Consider the following 25,087-nt stretch of genomic DNA (forward strand, 5'->3'; position numbering starts at 1 on the left):
AGCGGGCACAATTGCGCCCTGAGGTGTGGTACTGATTTGTGTGGAAGCCATGTTTCACTCCTTCCGAGCGAATCGTGAGTCTCCGGAACGGCAAGTCCTTGCTGCGAGTATAACAAGGTTTTTTGCTGTGCGGGATTTTGGCAGCGCAGCCGACAGAAAAAACAAAGTCTGTCGCGGGAAGCTGAGTCGGTTATGATGTGGGGAGTCAATTTATGAAGTCGTTCATGAAGTCTGACGTCGTTCAGCCTGTCTGGTATGCTAGTTGCTGCAATTTTGTGGGGCTGCTGTTGGTGCTTCCTTGCCGAAGCGAGTGATGGGCGGGTTGGTCAAGCGACGGTACGGCAGGGATGTCCGGGGTAGGAACAGGTTGGCAGGCTGAATGTTTCGCGAGGGCTAAGGATGGTTCGAAAAATGAAGCGAGAGCAGCACGAGCTGACCGAATGGCCTCACGATGGCCTGTGGGGGCGGTCCAGGCGAACATTGCCGAAGTGGGCACGCACCTGGAAATCTGCCGTGATGCTGGCGGTTGGTCTGTCGTGGGTGAGTGGTTTTGCGGGAAATGGGGTCGACCGCATCCTGTTCATTCAACCTGTGATGGCTCAGCAGGAAGTCGCCCAGGTTGTGCCGCCGAATCGAGTCGTGCCGAATCCGGGCCCAGTTAATGGCCCTCTTCCGGTAAATGGTCGGGTGATTCTGGCACCGCAATTCAATCCGACGCCCATGAATGGGATTGATCCTTCGCAAGGATCACAAACGATTCCACCGCGGCGCGAATTGGCGAACGCTCTCGAAGAAGCCGACATCAATCTGATGACTGAAGACTATGTACCGGCACTCGGTCGGCTGGGATACATCCTGCGGCAGGATGAAGACTATTTTCTGGATCGCGAGGGTTTGCGATCGATGCAGGAAGAGGCGATTCAGCGCCTGTTGTTGTTGCCTGAAGCAGGCCGCAAGCAACTGGAGTTGCAATTGGGTTCCGCTGGTCGCCCTTTGGTGAATGAGGCCTTGCGGGCCGGTGATGTGCTTTCTTTGATGAAGCTGGCGCGTGAATATGCAGGGACTGCGGCTGGTGAGGATGCGGCTTTATGGCTGAGTGGGCGCGCGATTGATCTGGGAAGGCCCTGGGAAGCTTCCCGCTGGCTGGCACTCTTGCCCAAAGGAGAGCGTGGCAAGCGGCTGGATCCCAGGCTTTCACGCTATCGCGAAGTGATCTCGGCGATGAGCCCTGCAGGTGCGGAAGAGCTGTCAAAGGTTGCTCGTCTTCTGAGTGAAGCGGGAACTCTGTCAGCCGACTGGCCCATGGTGCGGGGGATCGCCTCGCGAACGGGGCTTTCCTTGCCCGCGACTTTGGCCGGTGCACCGGCGTGGACCACATCGTATCAGCTTTCGACGTCTTTGCGGTCTCAGGCATCGATGATGAAGTCGACTGAGATTCAATGGCAATCGTTGATTGACCAGATTGATAATGGTTTGCGAGAAGAGCAGAAACTGAGAATACCCGCCGCTCAACCGCTCGTTTCCGGGAATCATCTGGTGGTGCGTTTGCCTGATGCACTGGCTGCTTTTGATGTTTCCACCGGTCGTCTGAAATGGATCTCGGCCGATATGGATGCCGGGCTGCTGACAGCCTTGCGGAGTCTGGGGGAATCTCCGCGGAGTGAGGATGCCGCTGCAGTGCAGTTGGGGCTGATGGGTCAGGTCACGAAATTTTTGCAGCAACGGATATACCGCGATGCGACTTGGGGTTCGATGTCGACTGATGGTCGAAATGTTTATTCGACCGTTGGTTTGCCCATCCCGCCGAACCCGTTTGCGAATGGGCAGATCGTCAGAAATCTGTTCTCAGAGCCTAAGACAAATCTGTTGCGTGTGCATGAACTGGCGACGGGTCGGCTGATTGCCGAGTTGGGAGGGCGTCGCCGCACTCCGCAGGGTGAAGATGCCCAATTTCGAGAGCCTGAGGGAGATCAGGATCCTTTGGCGGATGGTTATTTTCTCGGGCCACCGCTTCCACTCGGCAGACTGTTGTATGCACTGCATGAGGCAGCGGGTGAGATTCGGCTGGTTGTTTTAGAACAAGTTCGAGAAGTCGAGGCGGAAGCGACTGATGCAGCAGTTGCTCATGATTCTGGAGTGAGTGCTGGTGAGTTCGTGATCCGCTGGATCCAGCCTCTGGTATCGGCTGAAACCGACCTTTCTGGTGGAGCGATTCGAAGTATTGCCGGTTTGACGCCTTCGGCTTTGCAAGAATTGCTGATCTGCCCGACAGGTGCGGGCCGGGTAGTGGCTGTCGATCCTTTGCGGCGGCAACTCGTCTGGACTTACAGCTTTGCGGTCACCACACCCAGTTTGCAGGCTGATCAGCGAGGTCTGTTCGTCGCTCAGGTGATGGGCCAGCCGCCGGGAGGGAATGCTGATGAAGAATCGAGCCGCTGGCTGGACAGCCTGCCTCTGGTCCATGGCCAGCGAGTGATTCTGACACCTCGCGAATCGAACGAATTGCACTGTGTGAACCTGGCCAGCGGTCAGCTCCTGTGGAAAAAACCGCGAGAAGACGGTTTGTATGCTGCCGGCGTGGTGCGTGATCACCTCGTGCTGGTCAGTCGTTCGGGAGTTCAGGCGGTTTCACTGGAGAATGGTGAAGCCTTGTGGGGTTCTGCCACCGTGATTTCGACTCCTGTGGGCGTACCCGTGCTGGCAGGTGAAGTGTTGTATGTGCCGCAGGATGATCAGGAGATTGTGGCGATTGATGCTGTCACGGGGAAGCATCTGGCACGGGCGACTGTCGAACCTCAATCCGCGATGGGAAATCTGGTGGCCGCTGGTGATAGGCTTGTGATGCAGGGGATGGATGGCGTCACGGTCTTTCAGTCGTTGCATCGTGTCGAGCAGCAAGTCAAAGAACTCCTCGCCCAGGAAGAGACCCGGCCAGCGGGTCTGGGACTGCGGGGAGCGATGCTGCTCTTCCGAGGGGCGACAGATGCCGGTTTCGAAGATCTGCAAGCGGCCGCTGCGAAGAGTGATGACCCACGCAATCGGCAACTGCTGATCGATGTGATTCTTGACGGCTTGCAATCCGATTTCGAAAAGTATCGGGCTGCGGGTGATCGACTGGATCAGTATCAACTTTCGGCCAGGCAGAAAGGGATCTACCTCCATCGACTGGCGAATGGTTATACAGCCCGGCAGGAACATGAAGCGGCACTCGCTGCCATTTTGAGATTGTGGCAAGCCCAGGGACGAGATGAGCCTGAGGCGATGCTTGTGAATGGTGACTGGTCGTGTCGGCTGGATCACTTTTTGTCTGACAGGCTCGCCATGACCTTTTCTCGATTGCGGGGAGACGCACGCCAGCAGGCACTTGAGCAGGTGAATCGTCAGGTGGCGGAAGATGTCAAGCTGGCGGAAAACCTGCCACTGGAAGATCGCGCCGAGCGTTTGCTGGCTCTGGCGCGAGTGTTTGGCATGACTTCGCCCGAGATGGTCGAGGCGATGAGTGAACTCATCAAGTCGCCCATATTTCTGGACGATCCCGTCGTTTCCGAGCAATGGCTGAGTTCGATTGTCATGACCGAGGGACATCCACTTCGCGGATTGGCGGTAGCCCGTTGGATGGAACTGCTCACCCGGCAAGGGAAAGCCGACTGGGCCGTCAAGCTGTTTCCTCTTCTGGGACAGATTGAAGGCTCCCGTGAGGAATTTTCGGGCGCAGAGTCGCTGGTGGCTTTGCAGGCAGACGGTCGTTTTTTGCGAGCTGAAAGTAAGATTCCCTACTGGAATGGAGTGATTACAGACACGCGGAGAAAGCCTGCACCGCCGGGATTGATTCGTCGCATGCCGATTGAACAGATGGGTGGTCGCTCGCTGCTGACCGACGACTGGAACTTTGAAATGGATGCCAGTGTGCTGCACATTGTGGCGGTGGATCCACTGGGGAATTTCCGCTGGCAGATCCCGACGTCTTATCTGGAACGGGATGGGACGGCGATGAATCATCTGCAGTTCGGTGGGAACATGCGATGGCATCAGGTCTTCTCATCGGGCAGTCTGCTGGTCTTTCCTTTGGGTGGGCATTTTACCGTTGTCGATCCGCTGTCTGATCCGGCCGGGCCACGCATCCTCTGGCAGAGAAAACTTCTGCCGAACGGTGCCAATTCGATGGCCAGCCGGGCCATTACCTCGCAAGTGATGAAGTACCCCAACGGGCGGCGGTTTCCTTTAGTCGTTGACCAGATGGGCTTGTCATCCGGCCAGGTTCATGGAGTCTCTGGTGATCTGGTGATTTATCAGATTGGAACCCGATTGTTTGCAGCAAGTATTACCACGGGAGAAATCGTATGGAGCCGCCAGAATCTGCCCCGCATGGTCGAGGTGACGATCGATGAGAAGGCGGTGACGTTGTATGAACATCCGACGGGCAATACATCGGTGTATGGCCTCCGGAGTGGCGATCTCCTGACGGAAGTGGCTGGGCCGATCTCCACAGATCGACTCTGGCAGCGAGGGAGTGAAGTCGTCAGCCTGGTGAGGACGGAGGCAAACCTGCTGCTGAGTTATCACAACTGGCTGCAGCCCGATTTAAACTGGACAGAGACCCTGCCGATGACGACCAGTGTGGCGATGGTCGAACCGGCTAGCCGGAGCGATCTGGATCTTCGGCATGGGCCGGATGCTCCCGAGAATCGATATCCGCAGATTGCGACGCTTGATGCGGGTGGTCAACTACGGGTTATCGAGCGCGTATCGAAAAAACAGATCATTACCTCGAAAATTGATGAAGGATTATCCAGCGGGCCACTGATTGTCAGGCGTAAATCCGATCAGTATCTGGTGGTGGCCAGTCAGGAAGTGGATCCTTCGGATGGCTTGCGCGTTATAGGGGCCGAACTGGCAGCCATCCCGGTGGATGGCATGTTTTATGGAATTGATGCGCACACCGGGGGAGTCGAGTGGATGGTTTCTGTGCCGCAGACAGCCATTGATCCCCAACAATTGGGAGAGTTGCCCATCAGTGTCTTCTGGGCACGGGTGACGCAACCACCCCGGACCGTCGATGGGCGGGTATTTCTCAAGAGTGAATTACGGGTCAGTGTGGTGGATCATCGGACAGGTCAACTGGTGTATGGGACTGTCGAACCTCAAACCACAGGGGGGTATGTGATTCAGCAGAGACCTGACGATCGCCGTCTGGTGGTGCATCTGTTTGCATGGATGCTCGAGATGGATTTTGCGCCGATAGAACCTGGCAAAAAGCCGGGCGAGAGAAAACTTCCTGAGATCATCCCGGCGGATGCTGTCCCTTGAGAAAGAGTGCCAGGTCAAACTTTGCCAACACGAATGGCCATGGCACTCAATGAATGAGGGAAAGGTTCGACGACACCCTCGGCAGGACAAAGCCGATAAGCCTCTTGGCTGATATTGATTTTTCACTGATACTTACTGCTGATGAAACTGGTTGACTGAAGTGTGGTGGTCAAAGACATTGCGAATTCAAGGCCCAGTGGAAGAACTGAAGGTGTGGATCTCATCTTTCAATCAACTGATGAGAATCATGGCCTTGATGGCTCTCATACTGTTTCTGGCAAACGGCCCTGTTCTGGTCATCAGTCCCGGTCAAGCCAACTCTGCCCACGGGGCTGAGATTCGTCTCAAGAATGGCATGATCATCAGCGGCAAGGCGACGCCGATCCAGGGGCTTGCTCAACTGCAGGCTAAAACGCCAGGGCCGATTCCGATCTATCCGATCATTATGGTGGATGCAGGTTGGCAGAAAATTTTTGTGCCGACACGACAGATCCCTGATGCTGAGAAAACGGTCGGGCAGCCGGATCTATTCCCCTGGGAAGTCTTTGAGCTCAAGCACCATAAAACCGGCAAGCAACAGGTGCTGGCTCAATTGGGTGGCTTTCGAAATGTGACCTCCTTTGATGAGTTTGGTCGGCGGCGGCTGGAAATTCTCACACAAAAAGGGCCGGAGAATGTGATTCAGGGAATCAGTCGATTGACCCCGAAATACGCACTCATTGATGCACTCACCCATCAGTGGGAATCGGGTGTGGCGACGAGTAGTTTGCCGACAGAAATCCTGAGTGACATTCTGAGGAAGGCCATTGATCCAACTCGACCCAAGGATCGACTGGCGATTGTCCGGTTTTATCTGCAGGGCGAGCTGTATGCCGAAGCTCAAAAGGAGTTGGAGTCAGTCGCGCTGGAGTTTCCCGAACTGAAAGATCAGGTCGATCGTATGCGGGTCGAACTGATTCAATTGCGAGGGCGCCAGTTCGTGAAGCAACTGCAGGAGCGAAAGAAACAAGGTCAGCATCAACTGGCGGAAAGTGTGGCCAGGCTGGCTCCTGCCGAACAACTGGGCCCGGTGGTGATGCGGGATATCGAGGCCTTTATTAAGCAGTATGATCTGGCTCGCCAGCAGATCGAACTGGCCCGCCTGCTGTTGGGTGAGTATCAGGCACAAATCGCGAATCGAGAGCTGCGGGAGCGGGTGGCCATCCTCAGGTCGGAAGTGAGCCATGGTCTATCGTTTGAGACGTTGCCGAGGCTGGAGGCCTTTTTGCGGTCCGACAAAGATGCCACACTTTCAGCCGAAGAAAAACTTGCACTCGCCTTTTCGGGATGGGTTTTTGGATCGGTTGGTGCATCGACAGATCTGGCCAAGACCATGGCATTGTGGGATGCCCAGCAACTGGTCCTGCAGTACCTCAAAGCTGAATCACCAGAAACCCGCGAGAATACACTCCGTCAACTCACAGCCCTCGAAGGCGTGGGCTGGAAATCGATCCGGCAGATGATCCCTCAATTGCCGCCGTTTCGGGATTCGGCAGGTCTGGAGCCTGGTCCGCAGATCTCGGCAGATGGCGAATTACTGGAACCTCTGGCCAGTGACATGCTCAAGATCACACTTCGCAGCGATCACGGAGAAGCGATTTTTCATTATCAGGCGATTTTGCCACCCGAGTATGACCCGGCACATCGCTATCCGATGATTGTCGCCTTAAGGCCGGAAGATCGTACAACAGCGGCTATTGCGACCTGGTGGGCGGGAACTGCTGATCGTCCCGGAAATGCCCGTCGCAGAGGGTTTATTGTGATTGCCCCGGAATATGTGCCGGATGGCGCGACAAAATACAATGGGGAAGGAGTGGCCCATTTGAAGGTACTGGCGGCTCTTGCTGATGCACGCGGGCGTTTTTCGGTCGATGCGGATCGTGTGTATCTGGCTGGACATGCCATGGGAGGGGATGCGGCCTTCGATATGGGGATGTCTCATGCGGATGAGTTTGCCGGTGTGATTCCCATTTGCGGCAGGGCGGATACCTACTGCAAGTACAGCAAAGGGAATGCTCGCTTCACCAGTTGGTACGTGGTGGCGGGTGAGCTCGACCGCGATCTGATGAGTATCAACGCCAACGTGCTGGAGTTCATGTTCAAAGAGGGATTTCGGCATGACCTCATGCTGGTGCAGATTCACGGCCGGGGTCTCGAAATGTACTCCGACGAAATGTCGCGCATGTTCGAGTGGATGGAACTGCATCCGCGCAGTGCGGCTCCGGCAGATATCGAGTGGCTCTCACTTCGCAAGACCGATTCCCGCTGTTTTGGCCTGAGTGTGCTCGATCTCCCACGCACGCTGATCATCCCTCAACCTGCGGGAACAACCCTTCCTTCGCCACAGATTGTGAAGTTCCGCATTACGCCGGGGAACAGCGTATACATTACCTCGCCCGGCAAAAGGCATGTGGTGCGACTGGCCGCTGAGGCGTTTCAGATCGATGAGCGAGTGAACATCACCATCAATAACAGCCGCAAGTTCCGGGATTTTCTCGTGCCCGATGTGCGGTCACTGCTCGAAGAATTGCGTCAATCGGGTGATCGAACCCGGCTGGCCGATGTCGTGCTGGAGTTCTGAATCCGATTGCACGATTCAACGACGCTTGGTGTGCCATGTTTGCGGCTCGGAGCAAGCATCCCTGAAAGACTCTCGAAACACCATTGATTTCTGGGGTGGCTATAAGAGAACTTTTCGACCGGCTGCTGGATTTTCGCCGGGGATCGCTCAGGGAAATATACGCAACTCAGGTCGAGATTGTGCAGGTGGGGAGCGACTGTATTATTACGAACGTGCTGTTCCAGCCGGAGATGGATGGTCAGCGAGTCACTTACGTTCGTCTTGAGCTTTAAAGGATTGATAACATGACAACAGCCACTGCTCCAATCACTGCCACACCTGTCTCAGCAGTTCCAGCACCACAGATCAACTGCCTCACCGTTCCTAAGTGTAAGATCACACTCGAAAAGTGTGCTGGCGGGATGAAGATCGTCTGCAAGTGTGACGACGAACTGACCTGCAACATGATTCAGGCTCTCTGCGCTCAATCCGCCGGCTGCTTATGCAGTGTCTGCTGCGTGCAGAATGGGAACTGCGTCTGCTGCTGCAACCTGTCCATGTGTAAGTGCGTTTGCGAGACCACAGCCGATGGCTGCTGCATCACCTGCACTTCAGGCGATGCCGACTGCTGCAAAATGATTCAGGCCTGCTGCGATCAGTGCTGTGCTCTCGTCGCCTGCGGCTGCACCTGCTGCATCTGCTTCAACGGCATGCCCGTCTGCTGCTGCTAACCCCTTGCGGCCCCTTGCGGGGTTTGGGGCGGCGTAAGTGAGTCAGTCGTGAGATAGAGAATGGGTCTTACGCCGCTAGAGAGCTGATGCGACGGTCAATCTTTGGATTACCAGGTTCACCTGGATCGCGATTCAAGTACAAGAAGAGCCGGTTCCCAGTCTGGGTTCCGGCTCTTCTTGTGTTTAGGGAGAGGCTGATTGTTGCAGAAAAAACTGTCGAGAATTCAGTTGATCATCGTACCGGTGAGAGCGGCATCGAGAACTTTTCGATTGCGGACCTTGATACGAGCTGTCAGGAAAGCGGCTTCATAAATCGGCCGAGCCCATGCGGGAATTTCCACGGAAGAAACCGGTGCAGGCAAGCCGGTCGTCAGCCAGCGGTTATTTGCGGGCAGCACTTCCTCGGGTGCCTGACAACCTGCAGTTCGATCCAGAGGCAAACGGAGAGTTGCTTGCAGATCAAACAGGTCAGGTGAGGTCAGCCGGTTGCGTGCCATGATTTCTCAACTTGGTTTTAGAAATGTTTCGCCGGTCACAAATATATCATCGACTTGGTGGTGTTTACACTTGAGAGAATACGTCAGGAATTGCCGGAAATCAACCCCTTGGGTTGGATTTGGGGGAATGGGTAGTTCGGGTTGTTTGTTTTCGATTGGGTGCCTTTGCCCTAAGTTGTTTTCTGCATGTGATTAAGGGAATTCCTGAAAAAAATCTGGCAAGCCTCTTTTCGAGAGAAATAAAACACGATAGATATGGTGATAGAATGTTTATTCGTGTTGAGGTCCTCAGGTGAAACTCTCTCGAAAAGCAGATTATGCCTTGCGGATACTCATCACGCTGGCTGCCAGGTTTGGCGAAAGTCCCATTTCGCTCAGTGAGCTGGCACGAATGAATGATGCTCCCAAGCGGTTTCTGGAACATATTGTTCTGGATCTGAAATCCCAGGGGTGGATCGAGAGTTCGCCGGGACGAAAGGGCGGATACGTTCTTGCTCAGCCACCGGAGCAGATCACTATGGGGCAGGTCATTCGCTTTTTTGATGGTGTGATTGCTCCCTCACCTTGTGTTTCAACCTCGGCTCATCGCCCATGTTCTCAAGCGAGATTATGCCGCTTTCGCCGAGTGCTGCTGGAGATTCGCAACTTTGCTTCCCGTTACCTCGACAACATGACTCTGGCGCGACTGATTGAACTTGATCCCGTTGAGGATCACGAAGTCTTTGCTCTGGAACTTGCCAGTGGCGATGGCATCTGACTGCCTCACCCAGCCTTGATGTCACGTTTTTGCATAAGGCGACTTTCAATCGATATCGATGAAACGGGTAATCAGGTTTTATTGTTTGAGTTTTACAGACTGAAAAGAGTCGATCGGTATGCCCGACGGAAGAGTATTCCACGACATTACGGAAACCATTGGCCGTACACCGCTGGTCAAACTGAAAACTGCCTCGCAAGGGGGAGCGACAGTGCTTGGGAAGTGCGAGTTTTTCCAGCCACTGGGCAGTGTGAAAGACCGGATCGGCAAAGCCATGATTGACGCCGCCGAGAAGGCTGGCCAGTTAAACCGATCCACACATATCATCGAACCGACCAGCGGCAATACGGGGATTGCCCTGGCATTTCTTTGTGCTTCCAGATGCTATCGTCTGACACTGACAATGCCTGAGTCGATGTCTGCGGAGCGAAGAGTTCTACTCAAGGCGCTGGGTGCCGAGCTGGTGCTCACACCTGCTGCTGAAGGGATGAAGGGAGCAATTGCCCGGGCTCATGAGCTGGTCATGGCCAGCGAACAGACCTGGATGCCTCAGCAGTTTGAAAATCCCGCGAACCCGGCGATTCACGAGGCCACGACGGGCCCTGAGATCTGGGCCGACAGTGTCGGGGTGGTCGATGCCATTGTGACGGGAGTGGGGACCGGTGGTACGATTACGGGGGTCACGAGATTCATTCGCCGCCACAATCTGGCATTCAAGGCCATTGCTGTCGAGCCGGTGCATTCGGCAGTGCTCAGCGGTGGGAGCCCCGGTATCCATAAAATTCAGGGAATTGGTGCGGGTTTCATTCCCAAAAACCTTGATACGCGGCTGATCGATGAAGTGATCACGGTGACAAACGACGAAGCGTTCGAATGGTCTCGCCGACTGGCGAAGGAAGAAGGGCTGTTCGTCGGAATCAGCAGTGGTGCCAATGTCTGTGCCGCTGCAAAAGTCGCTTCACGACCGGAGTTTGCAGGCAAAACAATTGTGACTGTACTGTGCAGTCCAGGTGAGCGTTATCTTTCGACACCGCTGTTCGAAGATCTCAAGAGCTGAATCATTGGTAAGGTTTTCACGATTTAGAGTGTTATGTGTCCCATGCTTGCGGCTCGGAGCTGTCTTTTACACACAACTGTTATCCAAGGGTGGCACGTCCCTGGAGGCTTTGCGGAAGGGCGTGGACTTTACCGGAGTGGCTAGGGTGGGATGTCTTCAACCGCCCCCAAGTAACAGAGCGATCCCAGCAAAGATGCATCTGAGCCATGCTTTCATGACTTTCAAGCATGTTCGCCATCAGCAATAGTCCAATGACCTGGGGGCAAACGAGGACGTTTGACCCCAGCCACGCAGTCTCCAGCCACACCCCAGATGAATTGGCATGCAAAGGTGTATGTAATGACAACGGTTCGGAGCAAGCATGCTTGAAAGGCTCTCGATACGCCATTGATTTCTGGGATGCTTTTAGATGACGTGAGCGGGAAATCCGTCGAACCAGAGAGACCAGTCTCGCTCACCAATTCTTTACTGGCCTGCTGAGGTGCGCGTCGTGGGTCGCTTGAGTGCTGGAGGCGAGTTGGTGGCTGCTGGCAAGGGGAGGTCTTTTTCGAGATCGACAGCCTCGGATGACTTGTTCTCCGTCGTGTTGCTCGGAGGCGTATTGGTCAAGGGCGAATTGATCATAACGGACGGGGAATCGACCTGTGTGGACTTCTCTGCGATAGCGATTCGTTTCTGACTGGCGAAATCATAGGCTTCCCCGGAGCGGACGACAGCAGGTTCGAACTTTCGTTCGCTGCCGGATGGATCATGAGGCCCAGTCTGGTCGAGAATGGTTATGGTCTGCTTCCCGATGACTTCGAGTTGTGTCCCTTTAACGATCACGGCTGTCGATTCATCAATCCCCATGGCCACCAGTTCCGGGTAGCGGGTCTTGAGGCTGACAAGATCAGCCAGTCGATTTCGCTCGGAAAAATGTTGATCGATCGCTACGCCAGGGAGAAAACCAAAGCCGCGTTCGTAACCTTCAGCACTGATCTCTCGATTTCCTTCCGGATTACCCCGAACGAGGTAGCTTCCTTGAATCGAGGCGCCGGCCGAAGTACCGCCAATAACGCCCCCTCGCTTGAGGACATTCTGAAAGTGGCTCAGCATCGGCGTGTCGAGATAACGGTCAACCAATCGCCATTGGCGACCACCCGTAAACCAGACCCCTCTGGCTGTTTCGAGGAGCTTGGCCTTCTCGGGATCGTGAGCTTCGGCTCGGGAGGACGTGTGCAACTGGCTCACATGGCGGGCACCTGCTTTGGTTAACCAGTTGACGACTTGTGAAGCTGGCGGTGCTTCGTCTCCCAGGGCGTTACTCACAACCACCATCGGGGCTTCCGGGCCACCGGCGGCTTCGATGAAGCGCTCGATGGCAGCCGCTGGAGTTGCTCCGCCACCGACAATGACCAATGTCCCCTGAGGAACCTGTGTTCTGGCGATCGACGACTGCCGTACTGCCAATGGCTGTTTATCTTCTGCAGCGCGCTCAATAGCCGCACGGCACAAGGTCACAAAATCTGTCGAGCGTCCATGCGAAATGCGGGTTTCTTTGAGTGGTTTGCGGGAATTTTCCGGGAGATAAACAACCACCTCAGAATCACCCACGACATCAAACCGGCGACCTTGAACAACCAGAGCTGTCCCTTCGTCAATACCGACGCCGACATGGCCGGGGCGAAGTGTGAGGGCTGATTTTAGACGCGTCTCACGCTGTCTCTTCAGGAAGTGCTGATCGACGACCACACCCTGGAGGAAGCCGAGCCCTTCGCCCAGTTGGGGGTAGTATTTCCCGCCAGTAATCATGACTTGCGACATGATGGCAGCACCGGCAGATGTCCCACCAATCACACCACCCCGCTGAAGCAGAGCGCGCAGGCGTGTTTCTGTGCGAGTTTCGGCGTAGACGCTGGTAATCCAGTTCTGATTGCCCCCCATGAACCAGACTCCCGTGGCCTGATCCAGAATTCGAGAAAACTCTTCGGAGTTGGCTTCATCCCGCGAGCGGGTATGCAGGACGTGTACACTGGCAGCATTTCGATGCCGCCAGGGGTCGATTTTGGGTTCAATCTCGGGAGTTCCCGCGTAAATGCTTGCCGTGGGAATGATGACCAGCCGCGCCGTTGAATCACCCGCCAGTTCCATAAACTTTTCGAAAATCGCAGGAGGGAGCACGCCACCACCGGCGATCACCAGAGAGCCTTCAATCGGTTCTGGTGCCCACGTGGCCATCTCGAGCGGTGCTGCAGGAAGTGGCAGCATTGCCGAAACGGGTGGCTCGACCTCGGTGGAGAGATCGACAGGAAGAGGAGGGGCTGCGTCAATGCACAATCCCGAGGCCAGAAGCGATCCTACAAAAACGAGACTTGCCAGAAACAGAGGGAAAGAGAGTGTAAGGTGTTTTTGGTTCTGAAGTTGCGCTCTTTGGTCACCCTCAGCTCCCGAGGGGAAACTCTGTAAATTGGCGACATCGCGAGAGGTCAATTCAGGCAATTTGGCTTCTCCATCCTTAGCCGATTCCTTCGTTGCGATGCTGAGGGAAGGCATCCCGTGTGCCAAAAACGATAGATCTCTCAGGCTGGCAGGGCAATAGGGAGTTTTCGGCTGGCCAATCGAGCATCCTCAACCTGCAGGGATGACAAGTCTCTGTCCGTTGGGAATTGATGGTTGACGGCTTGCATCGCAGGGGGCGGTCATGTCAGTCTGACAGTAGAACTTCTGAGTGATCTGGAAGCTGATTGCCAAGGTATTCGTGAAGGCCGCTGAGTCAGCATTTGGGAATCGGCAGAATGTCGGTCACGGACGACAGGTCAGCGTATTGCTGAAGGTCGCCAGACTGCCTGCCGTCACTGTGATTAATGTGTGAGAGGATCGGCTGATGCCTGAAGACGACTCGCGGTTGTTTGAAGAGAGTTTGAACCGGGGTGTCCCTGAGAAATTCGATCTTGAGGAAAATGCTTCTGAGCCTGAACAGGGATCGTCGAACGTAGAGCTAGGTTCAGATTCAGATGGTTCAGAGTCAGATATCGAGTGCCTGCGTCGATTGTCACAGGCGTGGCAGCGCATCCGCCATGAATTGAATCAGGTGATTGTCGGGCAGAACGAGGTCCTGGAAGAACTGTTTGTGGCGATGCTTTCTTCGGGCCATGCCCTTCTGGTCGGCGTTCCCGGGTTGGCGAAGACCCTCATGGTGCGTTCTTTGGCCCAGACTCTGGATCTGACCTTTGGAAGAATTCAGTTCACACCGGATTTGATGCCAGCGGATATCACCGGGACAGAGGTGTTGCAGGAAGATCGGCAAACCGGCCAGAGACTGTTTCAGTTTCGACCCGGGCCAGTCTTCGTCAATGTTTTACTGGCCGATGAGATCAATCGAACTCCACCAAAAACCCAGGCCGCACTGCTGGAGGCCATGCAGGAGCGGCAAGTCACAGCAGGTGGCCAGCGGCACGTACTCCCCAATCCCTTTTTTGTACTGGCGACACAAAACCCGATTGAGCAGGAAGGGACGTATCCACTTCCCGAAGCACAGCTCGATCGATTTCTGCTGCAGATTCGTGTCGATTACCCGGATGCTGAAGAAGAGTTTGAAATTCTGAGGCAGACCAATCGGGCAGAACCTCGCCAGGTTTCTCAGGTGATTTCTGCCAGTGAATGGAGTGAGTTTCAGGGACTGGTGCGGCGGATTCCCGTGGCCGATTATGTGCTGGAATACGCTATGCGTTTATGTCGGGCGACCCGGCCGCAGGATGCGAGTGCCCCGGAGCAGATCAGGAAGTATGTGCAATGGGGAGCCGGGCCAAGAGCAGGTCAGGCACTGGTGATGGCTGCCAAGGCCCGGGCCGCAATCCATGGGCAACCCGTCGTTGGTTTGGAGGATCTCAGGGCACTGGCACCAGCGGTTCTGCGTCATCGATTGCTGTTGCGCTACACTGCTGAGGCGGATTCAAAGAGTGCTGATGACATTGTCATCGAACTTCTGGATCAGATTTTTTCTGAGAAAGAACCACAGCCAGCAGTGGGCGGATTATGGAATGTTTTTAAGAGGTGAGGCATCTCCTTGAAGATCTTGCGGAACTTCAGGTCCCTTCGGCGCGTCTCATCCGGAAAAAACGTTTCAGCTCTGCGGAATTGATTGTGCATATCGCAGGAAAGAGTAAACCTGACTTGAGCGTCTGGCCAATATTGCGAAAAAATCCAAATCGGCGATCCAACCAGTCTGTTCTTGCTGCCTGAGTATGGGTGGGTCATACTAAAAGTGATCGAACCTGAATCAATTTATTATGGCTGAGTGTCACATTTCCATGACGTCTCTCGATTTACAAAAAAGTGTCGCATCTATGCAGCAGTCATCCGGCTGGCGGGTTAGTTCCCGATGGGTCAAAAGTCATTATTCACTGTCAGTCGGTCTGACTGTGGCAAGTCTGGCGATATTCACGAGTACGGGATGTGGTTCCCGTGCACCAGCCACACCCGAAGGGACAGCCGCTCCAGCACAGACGGCAGTGCCGGCTCCAGCCACCAACCAGGGATCGACTGCCGCTCAGAGTAATGCGGCCGAACAACGGCCTGAAGAAGGTGCGAGTAAGTCGGCTGGGGGCAGGAAGTGGCTGGGGGATATTCCTTATGATGTCTGGTTTGATGATCCGTTGGCGATCGCAGCGAATAATCAGACGTCAGGTGCAGCGAATCCTGCTCCAGCGATGGCGCAAGCGAATAATGCGGCGGCCCCTGCGGTCACTCCGGCAGCACCTGCAGTCGCACCGCCAACTGTCGCCGCAGGGGGGAGTGTCGATTGGAAACAGACGATCAGTTCGGATGAGCTTCAGGATGAAATGAAACGCATCCGGAACCGACTGACTCAACAATTGCAGTCGGCTGGTACCTATTCGGGGAACTACAAGGATATCCAAGCGGACGGAGCTGTGATTGCGGCACTGGGGGCGATTGTCGAGCGGCACCCGGATGATCTGTCGTGGAAGGCAAACGCCAGGTATGTCCGTGAACTGGGCGGACAGTTGCGCGAATCATCGAAGGCACTCGGCAAAGAAGGTTTTGACAAATCGAATGCTGTGTTCGAGAAGCTCACTTCGGTTCTCTCGGGAAGTGTTCCACCAGACGTCGGTAATGTCGAAGAGAAAAAGACGTTTGGCGAGTCGGCCAATCGAGCGGGGGTGATGGTCCGCATGCAGAAGGCGTTTGACTGGCTCAAAAGTAATATTACCACAGAAGCGAAACTGAAGTCGGAACAGGAGACGGTGCAGCATGAAACGATCGTTTTGCTGGCACTGTCGGTCGTGGCTGCTGACTCGACTTACGATTCAGGCGAAGAAGATGACTATAAAAAACATGCTCAGAATATGATTAATGCCTCCAGAGATGCATCGAGTGCTGCCAAGGAAATGGATTTTGGGAAGTTCCAGCAGGCTCTCGATAAAGTGAATAAGACCTGTTCGGATTGCCATAATGATTATCGTTTTGCGGATTCGTGATCTGGCGACGTAATTCTGTTAATGGCATTCTGGCGGCTGCGTGGTTGGAGTGAGCAGTGAGCGTCATTTTTCATCAGACGAATCAGGCTGAAAACATGAAGAACATGCGGACTTGGAATGCGAATCGCCCACAAATCCTGCGGCTGAGGCGAGCCTTATGGGTGATGAGTCTGGCGGTTGCCTTCGTGTCGAGTTCAATGGCACTGGTCAGCGCCGGTGAGGTGATTGAACTGCGGACTGGACAGAAGCTCGAAGGGGATGTTCTGAAAGAACAGGATGGAGCGCTCTATCTGGATATTGGCGTGGATATCGTCAAGATTCCGCTGAATCAGATCCGCCGGCGGGAAGTGATCAAGGCAGAAGGGGCGGCTTCGGTCAATACGCCGCTTCCCGGACAGGCGAAAAAGCTGTATCAGACCGCCGAGTTGCCTCGTGCGAGTATTAAAGATCTGTCTCAAAAGTATGGCGAAGGCGTGGTGCTGGTCCAGACGCCGGGAGGCTTGGGTTCGGGCTTTATCATCAATGACCGTGGCTTTTGTGTGACAAACTGCCATGTCATCGAAAAAGAAACGCGTATTGCGGTCACGATTTTTCATCAGGCCGCCGGTGGGGAATTTGCGAGGCGAAGGATCGATAACGTGCGCATTGTGGCCCTCAACCCATTTTTTGATTTGGCCCTGTTGGAGATCCCTAAGCAGGACGATTTGAAGTTTAAGCCGGTCTATCTCACAGAAGCTGATGATGAGCGTGAAGGAGATGAAGTTTTTGCCATTGGTAATCCCCTCGGGCTGGAACGCTCTGTTTCGCAGGGGATTGTGAGTACGCGTAACCGCAATGTCAAAGGCCTGGTCTATATCCAGACGACAGCAGACATCAATCCTGGCAATAGTGGTGGGCCACTTTTTAATAGCCGGGGTGAAGTGGTCGGTGTGACTAACATGAAGCTGTTGTTTGCTGAAGGGCTCGGATTTGCCATTCCTGCCGCTTATTTGAAGCTGTTTCTGGATCATCATGAGGCTTATGCCTACGACGCGAACAATCCGAACACGGGTTATCGATTTCTGGATCCGCCACGCCGGCGGGTGGCAGGCCCACCTCCCGAGAAGGCCGTCGAAACCCCTTAGATTCAGGCACGATTCCAGCAGTTTTTCCTGGTCAAAATTTTGGGGTTGCTGATCTTTTCAGACTGAATTACATCTTCCTGAATAACCTCTTTTCATGGTCGATTGTCCGGATGATCGATTTCTGGCAGTCGACCATTGCGAAGCCTGTCCCTTCTCGCCATCAATCACTTCACTTTCCTTCACGTCTCTTTGATTTGCTTCTTTGCGATTAATTCGCATGGCCTTTTTGTCGACTTCCCGCCTTGTACGGTCTGGTGCTGCAGTCTATCAGCAATCGTCAATTTGCTGTGGGACATCCCTGGCATCAGCCATCTGTTTCTGACGCCTCCAACAGTTAAAGAACCTTTTCACTCAGGTGATGAAGTGCATTTGATGCATTGCCATCGGCTTGAGAAATCGTCTTTGCAGCGATTTCAAAATCAGGATTTCCCGCCTGAAAACAAACGGATTTGAGATGTTCCAGAAACCTTCAAACCAGGATGCCTTAAGCCCGCGCCAGATGGTGTGGGGTGCTGCCTGGCTGGTGTGTTTCGGATGTCTGGTTTTACCTGTGGGTTGCAAGACCACGGGTGGGCCGCGCCTGGTTTGGAATAAGCCAGAAAACCAGCCGTCGAATGAAAAGAGTGTGGCTTCTACGAAGACGGATTCAGCCGAGAAAAAGTCATCGAGCCCAGTCAAGATCGTCGATCCTGAGAAACTCCTAGCCAAAGCCGATGGGCCACTTGAAGCCAAAACTGATCCTGCTGAATCGCCGTTTCAGGCCTCTCGCAGCCAGAAGGTGGCAACTTCGACAGCGCCGGAGATGCCAGTCGAACCTGCGACATCTGCCCAGCAATCTGTGGCGAAAAATGTCGATGCAGGGAGTTCTTCGGCCACGGGAGCGGGAGGAATGTCTCCTGCGACTTTAAGGCTGATCGATCAGGAATTAGCTGGTGCGAATGCGGATGAACGAGCTTATTGGTACGACCAGCTCAAGAAGGTCGATCCAGCCGTTGTGCCTCAAATTCTGCAGGCTCGCCGAATGTCTTTGCAGCTTACCGCCCGGCAAGCCGAAGCGAATCCACCGGGAAATCAAGCGTGGGCTGACAATCTCGCCTCTTCTCGGGACTCCGGCTTAACTCAGGGGTCTGCGCCCGCATGGGGGCATTCGACCAATACTCAAAAACCTCAGTCTGCGAACAGTGGCATGGGGAATGCCTCGCCCTGGGCCAATACTGAAATGGAAAATGGAGCCGGGACGGGAAGTGGGCCCGATGATCTGCAGCGCTCGCGACGTTCAGCGATACAACTGGCCCAGCATCGTGATCTGGAGGCTCACCAACAGGCTTCCGGTACGGGAGTTGAGCAGGCTCGCCATGAAGTGGCAGCGGGAACCAAAGAACGAGTGCAAAGTGCTTTCTATCGTGTGGATCAATCCTCTTCCGAACAAACCGCGGGAGCCTCTGGGCCGATTCAGCCACAAAGTTATCAGGAACCTGTCACGAGTCAGACCGCTTCCCGGAATGCTTCAGTACCCGCCGCTAACGCGACATTGGGGCCGGCCGGAAAGTTTGGTGTGGTTCAATCACCCGTGACCAGAGTCTCCGCCACGGGAACTTCCAGTGCTGGTGGTTCCCAGGCGGGATTCAGCTCTGCCGGCGGAGATTCTCTCGATCAACTGATCAGCCAGACAGAAGCTTCCGTCAACCTGTTAACGCGCGGGGAATCACCCGAGAGTCGCGACTATTACCTACGTCAGCACGTTTATCTGCGGCTGTTGTATCTGATGGCTGATCGACCAGAGCGGGCGATGGCAGCGATTCCCGGTATTCCTGCCTCCGAGCAGGAGTTCTGGCAGCAGATGCTCTGGGGGTTATCAAATTACTTTGACAGTAAGCAGATTCCACAGACGGCTGATCGCGCCAGCCAGGCGGTGGCACAATTCCAGGCGGGTGTTTCCAAGCTCAAGCAGATGGCTCGACTTGAGCTGCGGAATGTCTGTTTCTGCAAACAGATCTGGTACTTTGGAAACTATGAGAAGTTCCCACGGGATGAGTTCCGCCCAGGACAGGAAGTGCTCGTTTATGCTGAGGCGGAGAACTTCCAGAGTGAACTGACACCAGAAGGGCAGTATCGAACACTCCTTCGTTCCAAGATCGACATCATCAGCCCCGCCGGTGAAATCCGGCATCAGATCGAGTTCCCACCAACAGAAGATTTGTGCCGTAATGAACGGCGCGATTACTTCCATAACTACCAGTTCACGATTCCCGAGAAGATGCCACTGGGCCCGCACTCACTGAAGTTGACGGTCCATGATGAGCTTTCGGGTCGAGTCACCAGCAGCAGCATTAACTTTGTGGTGAAGTAAGGAAGCTCTGTTTCGAGAGATTACTGGTGGATTGAACAAGTCCTGGCTGAGGTTCTTTGCAGATCCCAAACAGCCATGGAAATCAAAAAACACCCGACTGCGTCATGCAGCCGGGTGTCTTTTTTTAACGCATATCCCTTGAAACAACTACACGTTGTTAGTCGCGAAGCCATGCTTGCTCAGAGCCGCAAGCATGGCACGCAAATCACAGTTTAACTCTGAAATCCCAATCATGTTGGTTATCATCAGACCAGACCAGAGCCAAAGCCTTCTTCTTCGAGTTGAGCGACTCGATTAACGAAAGTATGACGTGGTCGACTGGTGGTGGCTGTTGACGAGGTGGCTGTTGCCGTGGATGTGGTTACCGAGTGGGGAACCATTGGAGTGCAGGTAATTTCTTCGACACTGGTGGCATAATTTTCTTCGCCAAAGTCGTCGTAAGTGCAGACGTAGCCGGGGAGTTTGGCTTTCTCCAGCTCCAGCGAGTAAGCCACAATCACGTTGGCTTGAATACGTTCGCGGCATTCAGAGTTGATGGGATGTGCGATATCGGCATAGAGCTTGGCGCGACCATCATCAGCTTTACTGGCGCGCTCTTCGTGAAGTTCACAACCGCAATCGTTGCAGAACCGTGCTCTTAAATGATTCTTACATGAGCATCTGGGGCAGCGATCCATCAGCTTGCGGCTGGGCATGGCGACAAAAGAGCCGCGCGTTCCCTGAATGATTTTCAGATCACGAATGACAAAACATCCGTCAAGCGTGATCGAACAAAAGGCCTGCAACCGCTCGCTGGGATCATCCATGAGCTTGATGCGAATCTCGGTAATTTCCATGGCCGTACTCCTCATCATTCGGAATGACGAACACCGGTAGAATGAAGTAACAAAACATCACGATTGTTGAATCAGCACCAACAGGTTTGTGCAGACTCTCAGCACAAAAAGAGGTTGAAATGAGATAGAAACGATGGCCATTCAACACCTGACGACACTGCAGATCGCTGGTTTTGAAAGGCGGTCAAAACTTCGATGGACGATTGATCGCAAACATCGGGAGGTATGCAGAAAGCAAACTTGTACAGAACAGCAAGCATGTGACTCGGCACGACCAGGAACACGATGTTTAGCGAGAGATGGGAGTGAGACGAATCTCGTCGTTTGATTGCCAATTCACATTACAATCCGGAACAAGCCACGAAGACCTGTGCCAGTCCCAGGTGAGTGAGCTGCTGGGCTGCAGTTTGGGCTGCCGCTTCGCTTCTGCACCAACCGAAGTAAGCAGTCCCGCTTCCGCTCATTTGATGGGCAATCACATCAAGGTTTGCAAAAGTGGACTCGAGCTGACGAATTGCAGGGCAGAGCTCGACTGCTGCTGCTTGGAGTCCATTATGCAAAGCATGTGCCGCGCTGATTTGATCTCCATTCGCCAGGCTGCTGAGCAGGGGAGCAATTGAGGGAGATTCCTGGGTAGGTTGGCAATGGCGGTAAACGAGTGCTGTCGAGAGTCCGGCTGGTGGTTTTGCCACAACAAACCACAGCTTTTCCTGAAGTTCGACAGGCTCAATGATCTCACCACGTCCGCGGCAGACCGCCATCGGTTTGCCGCAAAGGAAGAAGGGAATGTCACTTCCTAACTGTGACGCGAGCTGAGAAAGTTCCTGTAAAGTTAACCGAAGATTCCATAACTGATTGAGGGCTGCCAGGGTTGCAGCCGCATCACTGGAACCACCCGCCAGACCGGCGGCAGCCGGAATTCTTTTCTGCAGGAGGATCTCGGCTCCGTAGTTAACGTTTGCATATTCCTTCAGCAGGAGTGCCGCACGAACAACCAGATTGGTGTGATCCTGAGGGACAACAGCCGTTTCATCTACCGAAGAGTGTGTTGCTGCTGCTAATGAATGATGCGTCAAGTCCTCGAATCGAAAGGCAATGTGAACTTGGGAAGAGGGGGCGAAGGTGAGCGTATCGTAATGCTGGATGGAAACCATCACCGTCTCGATCTCGTGAAAACCATCGGGACGACGCGCGAGAATTCGCAGAGAGAGGTTGAGCTTGGCGGGTGCCTGAACAATCAGACGGTTTTCAGATTGTTGTAAGTGCAATTGAGCTCACCTTTTGTGCGAGATTTTCCAAAAGCGGAGATACGAGGTTTGTCAGCAGAATCAGTGCATGTATCGTCGAGTCCCAGCGCGGATCTGGCAACACAGATTCAAACGTTGGTGGTTCATTTTCTCAGGCAATGACCTCTCGGTGAGGGCCATCGACTGACTGTGTGCAAAAAACAAGAAGTTCTGGTGATCTCTTTGGGCAAAGTTGCGTATGTATGACTTCTTGAATTGATTTCCTTCTGATGAACCCCCGGCATAACGTACCGGCGATGTATTTGAAGCCAGGTCATCCTGGCGTCTGAAGGCGAAGATTTCGATGAACTTCGCATGTTGAATGGTGTCTGTGTAAACTCTGGTAGGATTCTCGCGAGTGCGTTTGTCACATTTGTATGCGGATGTTTGCCTGAAATTTTGGCAGAGGACTCCTCGATTGAATGCAACAGGATTGGCTTCAGTGACTGCTGGTCAAATGAGTGGTGATGCTTTGGTTGAGCAAACGGAAACACCCATGCAGACCGCGATCCGTAAAGCAGATGTGCTGCTGGAAGCGCTCGGCTGGATTCGCCAGTTTCGTGATCGACATGTCGTCATCAAACTGGGAGGAAGTGCTCTCGAGGAAACAGCCGCCATTCGTCAGTTTCTGACCGATGTGATTTTTATGGAGACCGTGGGGGCACGCCCGATTCTGATCCACGGTGGTGGAAAGGCGATTAACGCCGCCATGTCAACGGCTGGAATTACCCCTCGCTGGGTGCAGGGCCGTCGTTACACGGATGAGCAGACACTGGAGATTGTCACAAATACCCTGGCGGGCGAAATTTGTGGTTCGCTGGTTGAAGAGATCGAGCGGCAAGGTGGTGATGCTGTTGGATTCAGTTATCTCACGGTCAATGTTCTCAAAGGAAGGCAACTGTTTCTACCGAACCCTGGGGGAGAACCAATTGACCTGGGACGCGTGGGTGAAGTGACAGATATTGACCGCGATGTGCTGCTCACAGCGTGCCGCGGGGGACGGATTCCTGTCCTTCCTTCGGTGGCACTGGATGAACAGGGCGATCGACTGAATGTGAATGCCGATACGGCGGCAGCGGCTGTCGCCCGATTGATTCAGGCTGATAAACTGATGTTTTTGAGTGATGTGCCGGGGATCTTTCTCGATCGAAAGGATCCTTCGACGTTGCAATCTCACCTGACGGCAGCACGCTGCCGGGAACTGATTGCCGACGGTACGATCGATGCAGGAATGGTTCCCAAGGTCGAGGCGGCTTTAGAAGCTCTGGCTGCGGGAGTGAAGAAGGTGCACATCATCGATGCGAGAATTCCCCATTCAGTACTGCTGGAAATTTATTCGAACCGTGGGATAGGAACCGAGATCGTCCCGTAACCTCTCTGAAAAATTGAGTCAGGTGGAGTGCCGGGATTCGAATGACTTGCATGGGATTCGAATGACGAAGTGCAGAGCATATTTCATTGCCTGCATCGGATCTGATACAATTCTCAGTTGTTCTTCTTCGAGAAAATACGGCAAGCCTGGGCCCTGAGCTTGCCGATCGCTCACTTTTGGCGAATGTGAAGAACTTCCCACCAGGAAGTTGCCAAAGTGATTTTGGGGCCAGTCGGGTTTTCGCCGGCAAGCCGGCGTGATGATTGAAGAGACGAGCCAATGCACGCAATGGCCACCCAGTCGAGTCAGGAAACAATATCGAAGTTCGACAAGTATGTGGTGTCGAACTATCGCCGCTATCCGGTCTGCATTGTGCAGGGCGAAGGCTCGTATGTCTGGGATGCTGAAGGGCGCCGCTATCTCGATCTATTTCCCGGCTGGGGCTGCAATGTTCTGGGACATTCGCCGCCTGCGGTCGTGCGTGCCTTGCAGGAGCAAGCTGAAAAACTGATTCATGTGCCGAACTCATGGTACACGGAGGCTCAGGGCGAGTTTGCCGAGATGCTGTGTACTCGCAGCTTCGGTAAAGCGTTTTTCTGTAACAGTGGTGCCGAAGCGAATGAAGCTGCCATCAAGATCGCGCGGGCGGCCAAAGCAGGGGCTGGCAGGTATCGGATTATCTCGTTTGAGAATGGATTCCACGGTCGCACATTTGGGGCCTTGACGGCGACCGCCCAGCCGAAATACCACGAGGGCTTTCATCCGTTACTCCCCGGTTTCCGCTACGCACCGTACAACAACCTGGATGCGGTGAAGCAGTTGATCGATCAGGAAACGGCAGCGATCATGCTGGAACCGGTTCAAGGCGAAGGGGGCGTAAATATTGCGTCGACAGAGTTCCTGCAGGGTTTGCGAGCCCTGTGCGATGCCGAAGGAATTCTGCTGATCTTCGACGAAGTTCAATCGGGATCCGGGCGAACTGGCGAGTGGTTCGGCTATCAGCACTCGGGTGTTGAACCCGATATCATGTCGCTGGCGAAAGGTCTCGCAGCGGGTGTGGCGGCGGGGGCCGTGATCTGTCGTGATGAAGTCGCCGCCTGCCTGAAACCAGGGATGCACGGAAGTACATTTGGTGGGAACCCTCTGGCGATGGCGGCGGGAATCGCCACGTTGCGGACGATCGAAGAGGAGGGGTTGCTGGACAACGCGAAGGAAATGGGCGAAAAGTTCCGTGAGAGATTTGAGCAGATTGCGGAAGAATTGCCGATTGTGCAGGAGATCCGCATTCGAGGCATGATGATCGGCATGGAATTGAAGATTTCGGCAATGCCTGCCGTGGCAAAGTGTATGGAACGTGGCGTTTTGATCAACGCGACGCATGATACCGTGATTCGATTGCTGCCTCCGCTCAACATCACCCCTGAACAGGTCGATGAAGGATGTGATGTCTTGCTGGAAGTCTTGCGAGAGATGGCTCAGCAGGTGTCGTAAGGTTCAGGAATTCTCAGGTTTGGCAGGTGAGCATTGTTAAGATGAGCAGTGCTCAGCGATGATCGCTGTTCAATCGCCGTCGTGGATGTTCCGCACGAGGGATTGAATGGATGAAAATCGTAATCGCAGTGAAAAATTCGACGATTTCGATTGAACGCGGAGGAGCTTTGAGCCTTCGCGTTCAATCTTGTTTTTAAGAGGTT

The 25,087-nt window shown here is 54.2% G+C and carries 16 protein-coding genes; 12 read left to right on the top strand and 4 right to left on the bottom strand.

The annotated features are described in order from the left end of the window. Positions 1-411: 411 nt before the first annotated feature. The 4 genes from A6X21_RS05755 to A6X21_RS05765 all read left to right on the top strand — a co-directional run bounded on the left by A6X21_RS05755 (position 412) and on the right by A6X21_RS05765 (position 8,637). The gene (locus A6X21_RS05755) at positions 412-5,307 is read left to right on the top strand and encodes an outer membrane protein assembly factor BamB family protein (RefSeq protein ID WP_165603690.1); all 4,896 of its coding nucleotides are present in this window, start codon (positions 412-414) and stop codon (positions 5,305-5,307) included. Between the two features lie 256 nt (positions 5,308-5,563). After that, positions 5,564-7,927: a hypothetical protein gene (locus A6X21_RS05760; protein WP_131818207.1), complete on the top strand. Its 2,364-nt coding sequence runs from the start codon at positions 5,564-5,566 to the stop codon at positions 7,925-7,927. A 95-nt stretch (positions 7,928-8,022) separates the two neighbouring features. Continuing rightward, positions 8,023-8,199 (top strand): hypothetical protein, encoded by a 177-nt coding sequence (locus tag A6X21_RS24570; RefSeq protein ID WP_165603691.1) that lies wholly within the window; start codon positions 8,023-8,025, stop codon positions 8,197-8,199. A gap of 12 nt (positions 8,200-8,211) precedes the next feature. After that, positions 8,212-8,637 carry a hypothetical protein gene (locus A6X21_RS05765; RefSeq protein WP_068846666.1) on the top strand — a complete coding sequence of 142 codons (426 nt, stop codon included), beginning with the start codon at positions 8,212-8,214 and terminating at the stop codon, positions 8,635-8,637. 224 nt (positions 8,638-8,861) lie between these two features. Here A6X21_RS05765 and A6X21_RS05770 read toward each other — a convergent pair whose 3' ends face one another. Then, positions 8,862-9,134, bottom strand: a complete 273-nt coding sequence (locus A6X21_RS05770; RefSeq protein ID WP_068846667.1) for a hypothetical protein — start codon at positions 9,132-9,134, stop codon at positions 8,862-8,864. A gap of 292 nt (positions 9,135-9,426) precedes the next feature. Here A6X21_RS05770 and A6X21_RS05775 point away from each other — a divergent pair, with 292 nt between their 5' ends. Both A6X21_RS05775 and cysK read left to right on the top strand, forming a co-directional pair. After that, complete coding sequence (locus A6X21_RS05775; RefSeq protein ID WP_068846668.1) at positions 9,427-9,891, top strand: RrF2 family transcriptional regulator; 465 nt, start codon at positions 9,427-9,429, stop codon at positions 9,889-9,891. A gap of 118 nt (positions 9,892-10,009) precedes the next feature. Beyond that, on the top strand, positions 10,010-10,948 hold the full coding sequence (cysK, locus tag A6X21_RS05780) for a cysteine synthase A (protein WP_068846669.1): 939 nt from the start codon (positions 10,010-10,012) through the stop codon (positions 10,946-10,948). 465 nt (positions 10,949-11,413) lie between these two features. On the opposite strand, the gene A6X21_RS05785 is transcribed toward cysK, so the two are convergent. Continuing rightward, complete coding sequence (locus A6X21_RS05785; protein WP_240490178.1) at positions 11,414-13,426, bottom strand: cyanophycinase; 2,013 nt, start codon at positions 13,424-13,426, stop codon at positions 11,414-11,416. 385 nt (positions 13,427-13,811) lie between these two features. On the opposite strand from A6X21_RS05785, the gene A6X21_RS05790 reads away from it, so the two are divergent. From A6X21_RS05790 to A6X21_RS05810, 4 genes are all read left to right on the top strand, one after another. Beyond that, a complete protein-coding gene (locus A6X21_RS05790; protein WP_240490179.1) occupies positions 13,812-14,984 on the top strand; it encodes an AAA family ATPase in 1,173 nt (390 codons plus the stop codon). Positions 14,985-15,273: 289 nt separating this feature from the next. Next, a complete protein-coding gene (locus A6X21_RS05800; protein ID WP_165603692.1) occupies positions 15,274-16,425 on the top strand; it encodes a cytochrome c in 1,152 nt (383 codons plus the stop codon). Between the two features lie 104 nt (positions 16,426-16,529). Next, on the top strand, positions 16,530-17,549 hold the full coding sequence (locus A6X21_RS05805) for a S1C family serine protease (RefSeq protein ID WP_240490180.1): 1,020 nt from the start codon (positions 16,530-16,532) through the stop codon (positions 17,547-17,549). A gap of 454 nt (positions 17,550-18,003) precedes the next feature. Beyond that, positions 18,004-19,899: a hypothetical protein gene (locus tag A6X21_RS05810; protein WP_068846672.1), complete on the top strand. Its 1,896-nt coding sequence runs from the start codon at positions 18,004-18,006 to the stop codon at positions 19,897-19,899. Positions 19,900-20,144: 245 nt separating this feature from the next. Here the strand turns inward: A6X21_RS05810 and A6X21_RS05815 are convergent, their stop codons facing one another. Together A6X21_RS05815 and ispE are read right to left on the bottom strand one after the other, a co-directional pair. Beyond that, positions 20,145-20,735, bottom strand: coding sequence for a SpoVG family protein (locus A6X21_RS05815; RefSeq protein ID WP_068846673.1), 591 nt, complete (start codon positions 20,733-20,735; stop codon positions 20,145-20,147). Between the two features lie 341 nt (positions 20,736-21,076). Then, positions 21,077-22,003 carry a 4-(cytidine 5'-diphospho)-2-C-methyl-D-erythritol kinase gene (gene ispE / locus A6X21_RS05820; RefSeq protein WP_068846674.1) on the bottom strand — a complete coding sequence of 309 codons (927 nt, stop codon included), beginning with the start codon at positions 22,001-22,003 and terminating at the stop codon, positions 21,077-21,079. A gap of 514 nt (positions 22,004-22,517) precedes the next feature. Here ispE and argB point away from each other — a divergent pair. Together argB and A6X21_RS05835 are read left to right on the top strand one after the other, a co-directional pair. Continuing rightward, positions 22,518-23,393, top strand: a complete 876-nt coding sequence (argB, locus tag A6X21_RS05825) for an acetylglutamate kinase (protein ID WP_068846725.1) — start codon at positions 22,518-22,520, stop codon at positions 23,391-23,393. A gap of 279 nt (positions 23,394-23,672) precedes the next feature. After that, on the top strand, positions 23,673-24,884 hold the full coding sequence (locus A6X21_RS05835) for an aspartate aminotransferase family protein (RefSeq protein ID WP_068846676.1): 1,212 nt from the start codon (positions 23,673-23,675) through the stop codon (positions 24,882-24,884). The last annotated feature ends 203 nt before the right edge of the window (positions 24,885-25,087 follow it).

Source organism: Planctopirus hydrillae, from assembly GCF_001707835.1.
Lineage (GTDB): Bacteria > Planctomycetota > Planctomycetia > Planctomycetales > Planctomycetaceae > Planctopirus > Planctopirus hydrillae.

Coding starts and splice junctions, on each gene's coding strand:
- A6X21_RS05755 (WP_165603690.1), top strand. CDS start 412: ATGAAGCGAGAGCAGCACGAGCTGACCGAATGGCCTCACGATGGCCTG.
- A6X21_RS05760 (WP_131818207.1), top strand. CDS start 5,564: ATGGCTCTCATACTGTTTCTGGCAAACGGCCCTGTTCTGGTCATCAGT.
- A6X21_RS05765 (WP_068846666.1), top strand. CDS start 8,212: ATGACAACAGCCACTGCTCCAATCACTGCCACACCTGTCTCAGCAGTT.
- A6X21_RS05770 (WP_068846667.1), bottom strand. CDS start 9,134: ATGGCACGCAACCGGCTGACCTCACCTGACCTGTTTGATCTGCAAGCA.
- cysK (WP_068846669.1), top strand. CDS start 10,010: ATGCCCGACGGAAGAGTATTCCACGACATTACGGAAACCATTGGCCGT.
- A6X21_RS05790 (WP_240490179.1), top strand. CDS start 13,812: ATGCCTGAAGACGACTCGCGGTTGTTTGAAGAGAGTTTGAACCGGGGT.
- A6X21_RS05800 (WP_165603692.1), top strand. CDS start 15,274: ATGCAGCAGTCATCCGGCTGGCGGGTTAGTTCCCGATGGGTCAAAAGT.
- A6X21_RS05805 (WP_240490180.1), top strand. CDS start 16,530: ATGCGGACTTGGAATGCGAATCGCCCACAAATCCTGCGGCTGAGGCGA.
- A6X21_RS05810 (WP_068846672.1), top strand. CDS start 18,004: ATGTTCCAGAAACCTTCAAACCAGGATGCCTTAAGCCCGCGCCAGATG.
- A6X21_RS05815 (WP_068846673.1), bottom strand. CDS start 20,735: ATGGAAATTACCGAGATTCGCATCAAGCTCATGGATGATCCCAGCGAG.
- argB (WP_068846725.1), top strand. CDS start 22,518: ATGCAGACCGCGATCCGTAAAGCAGATGTGCTGCTGGAAGCGCTCGGC.
- A6X21_RS05835 (WP_068846676.1), top strand. CDS start 23,673: ATGCACGCAATGGCCACCCAGTCGAGTCAGGAAACAATATCGAAGTTC.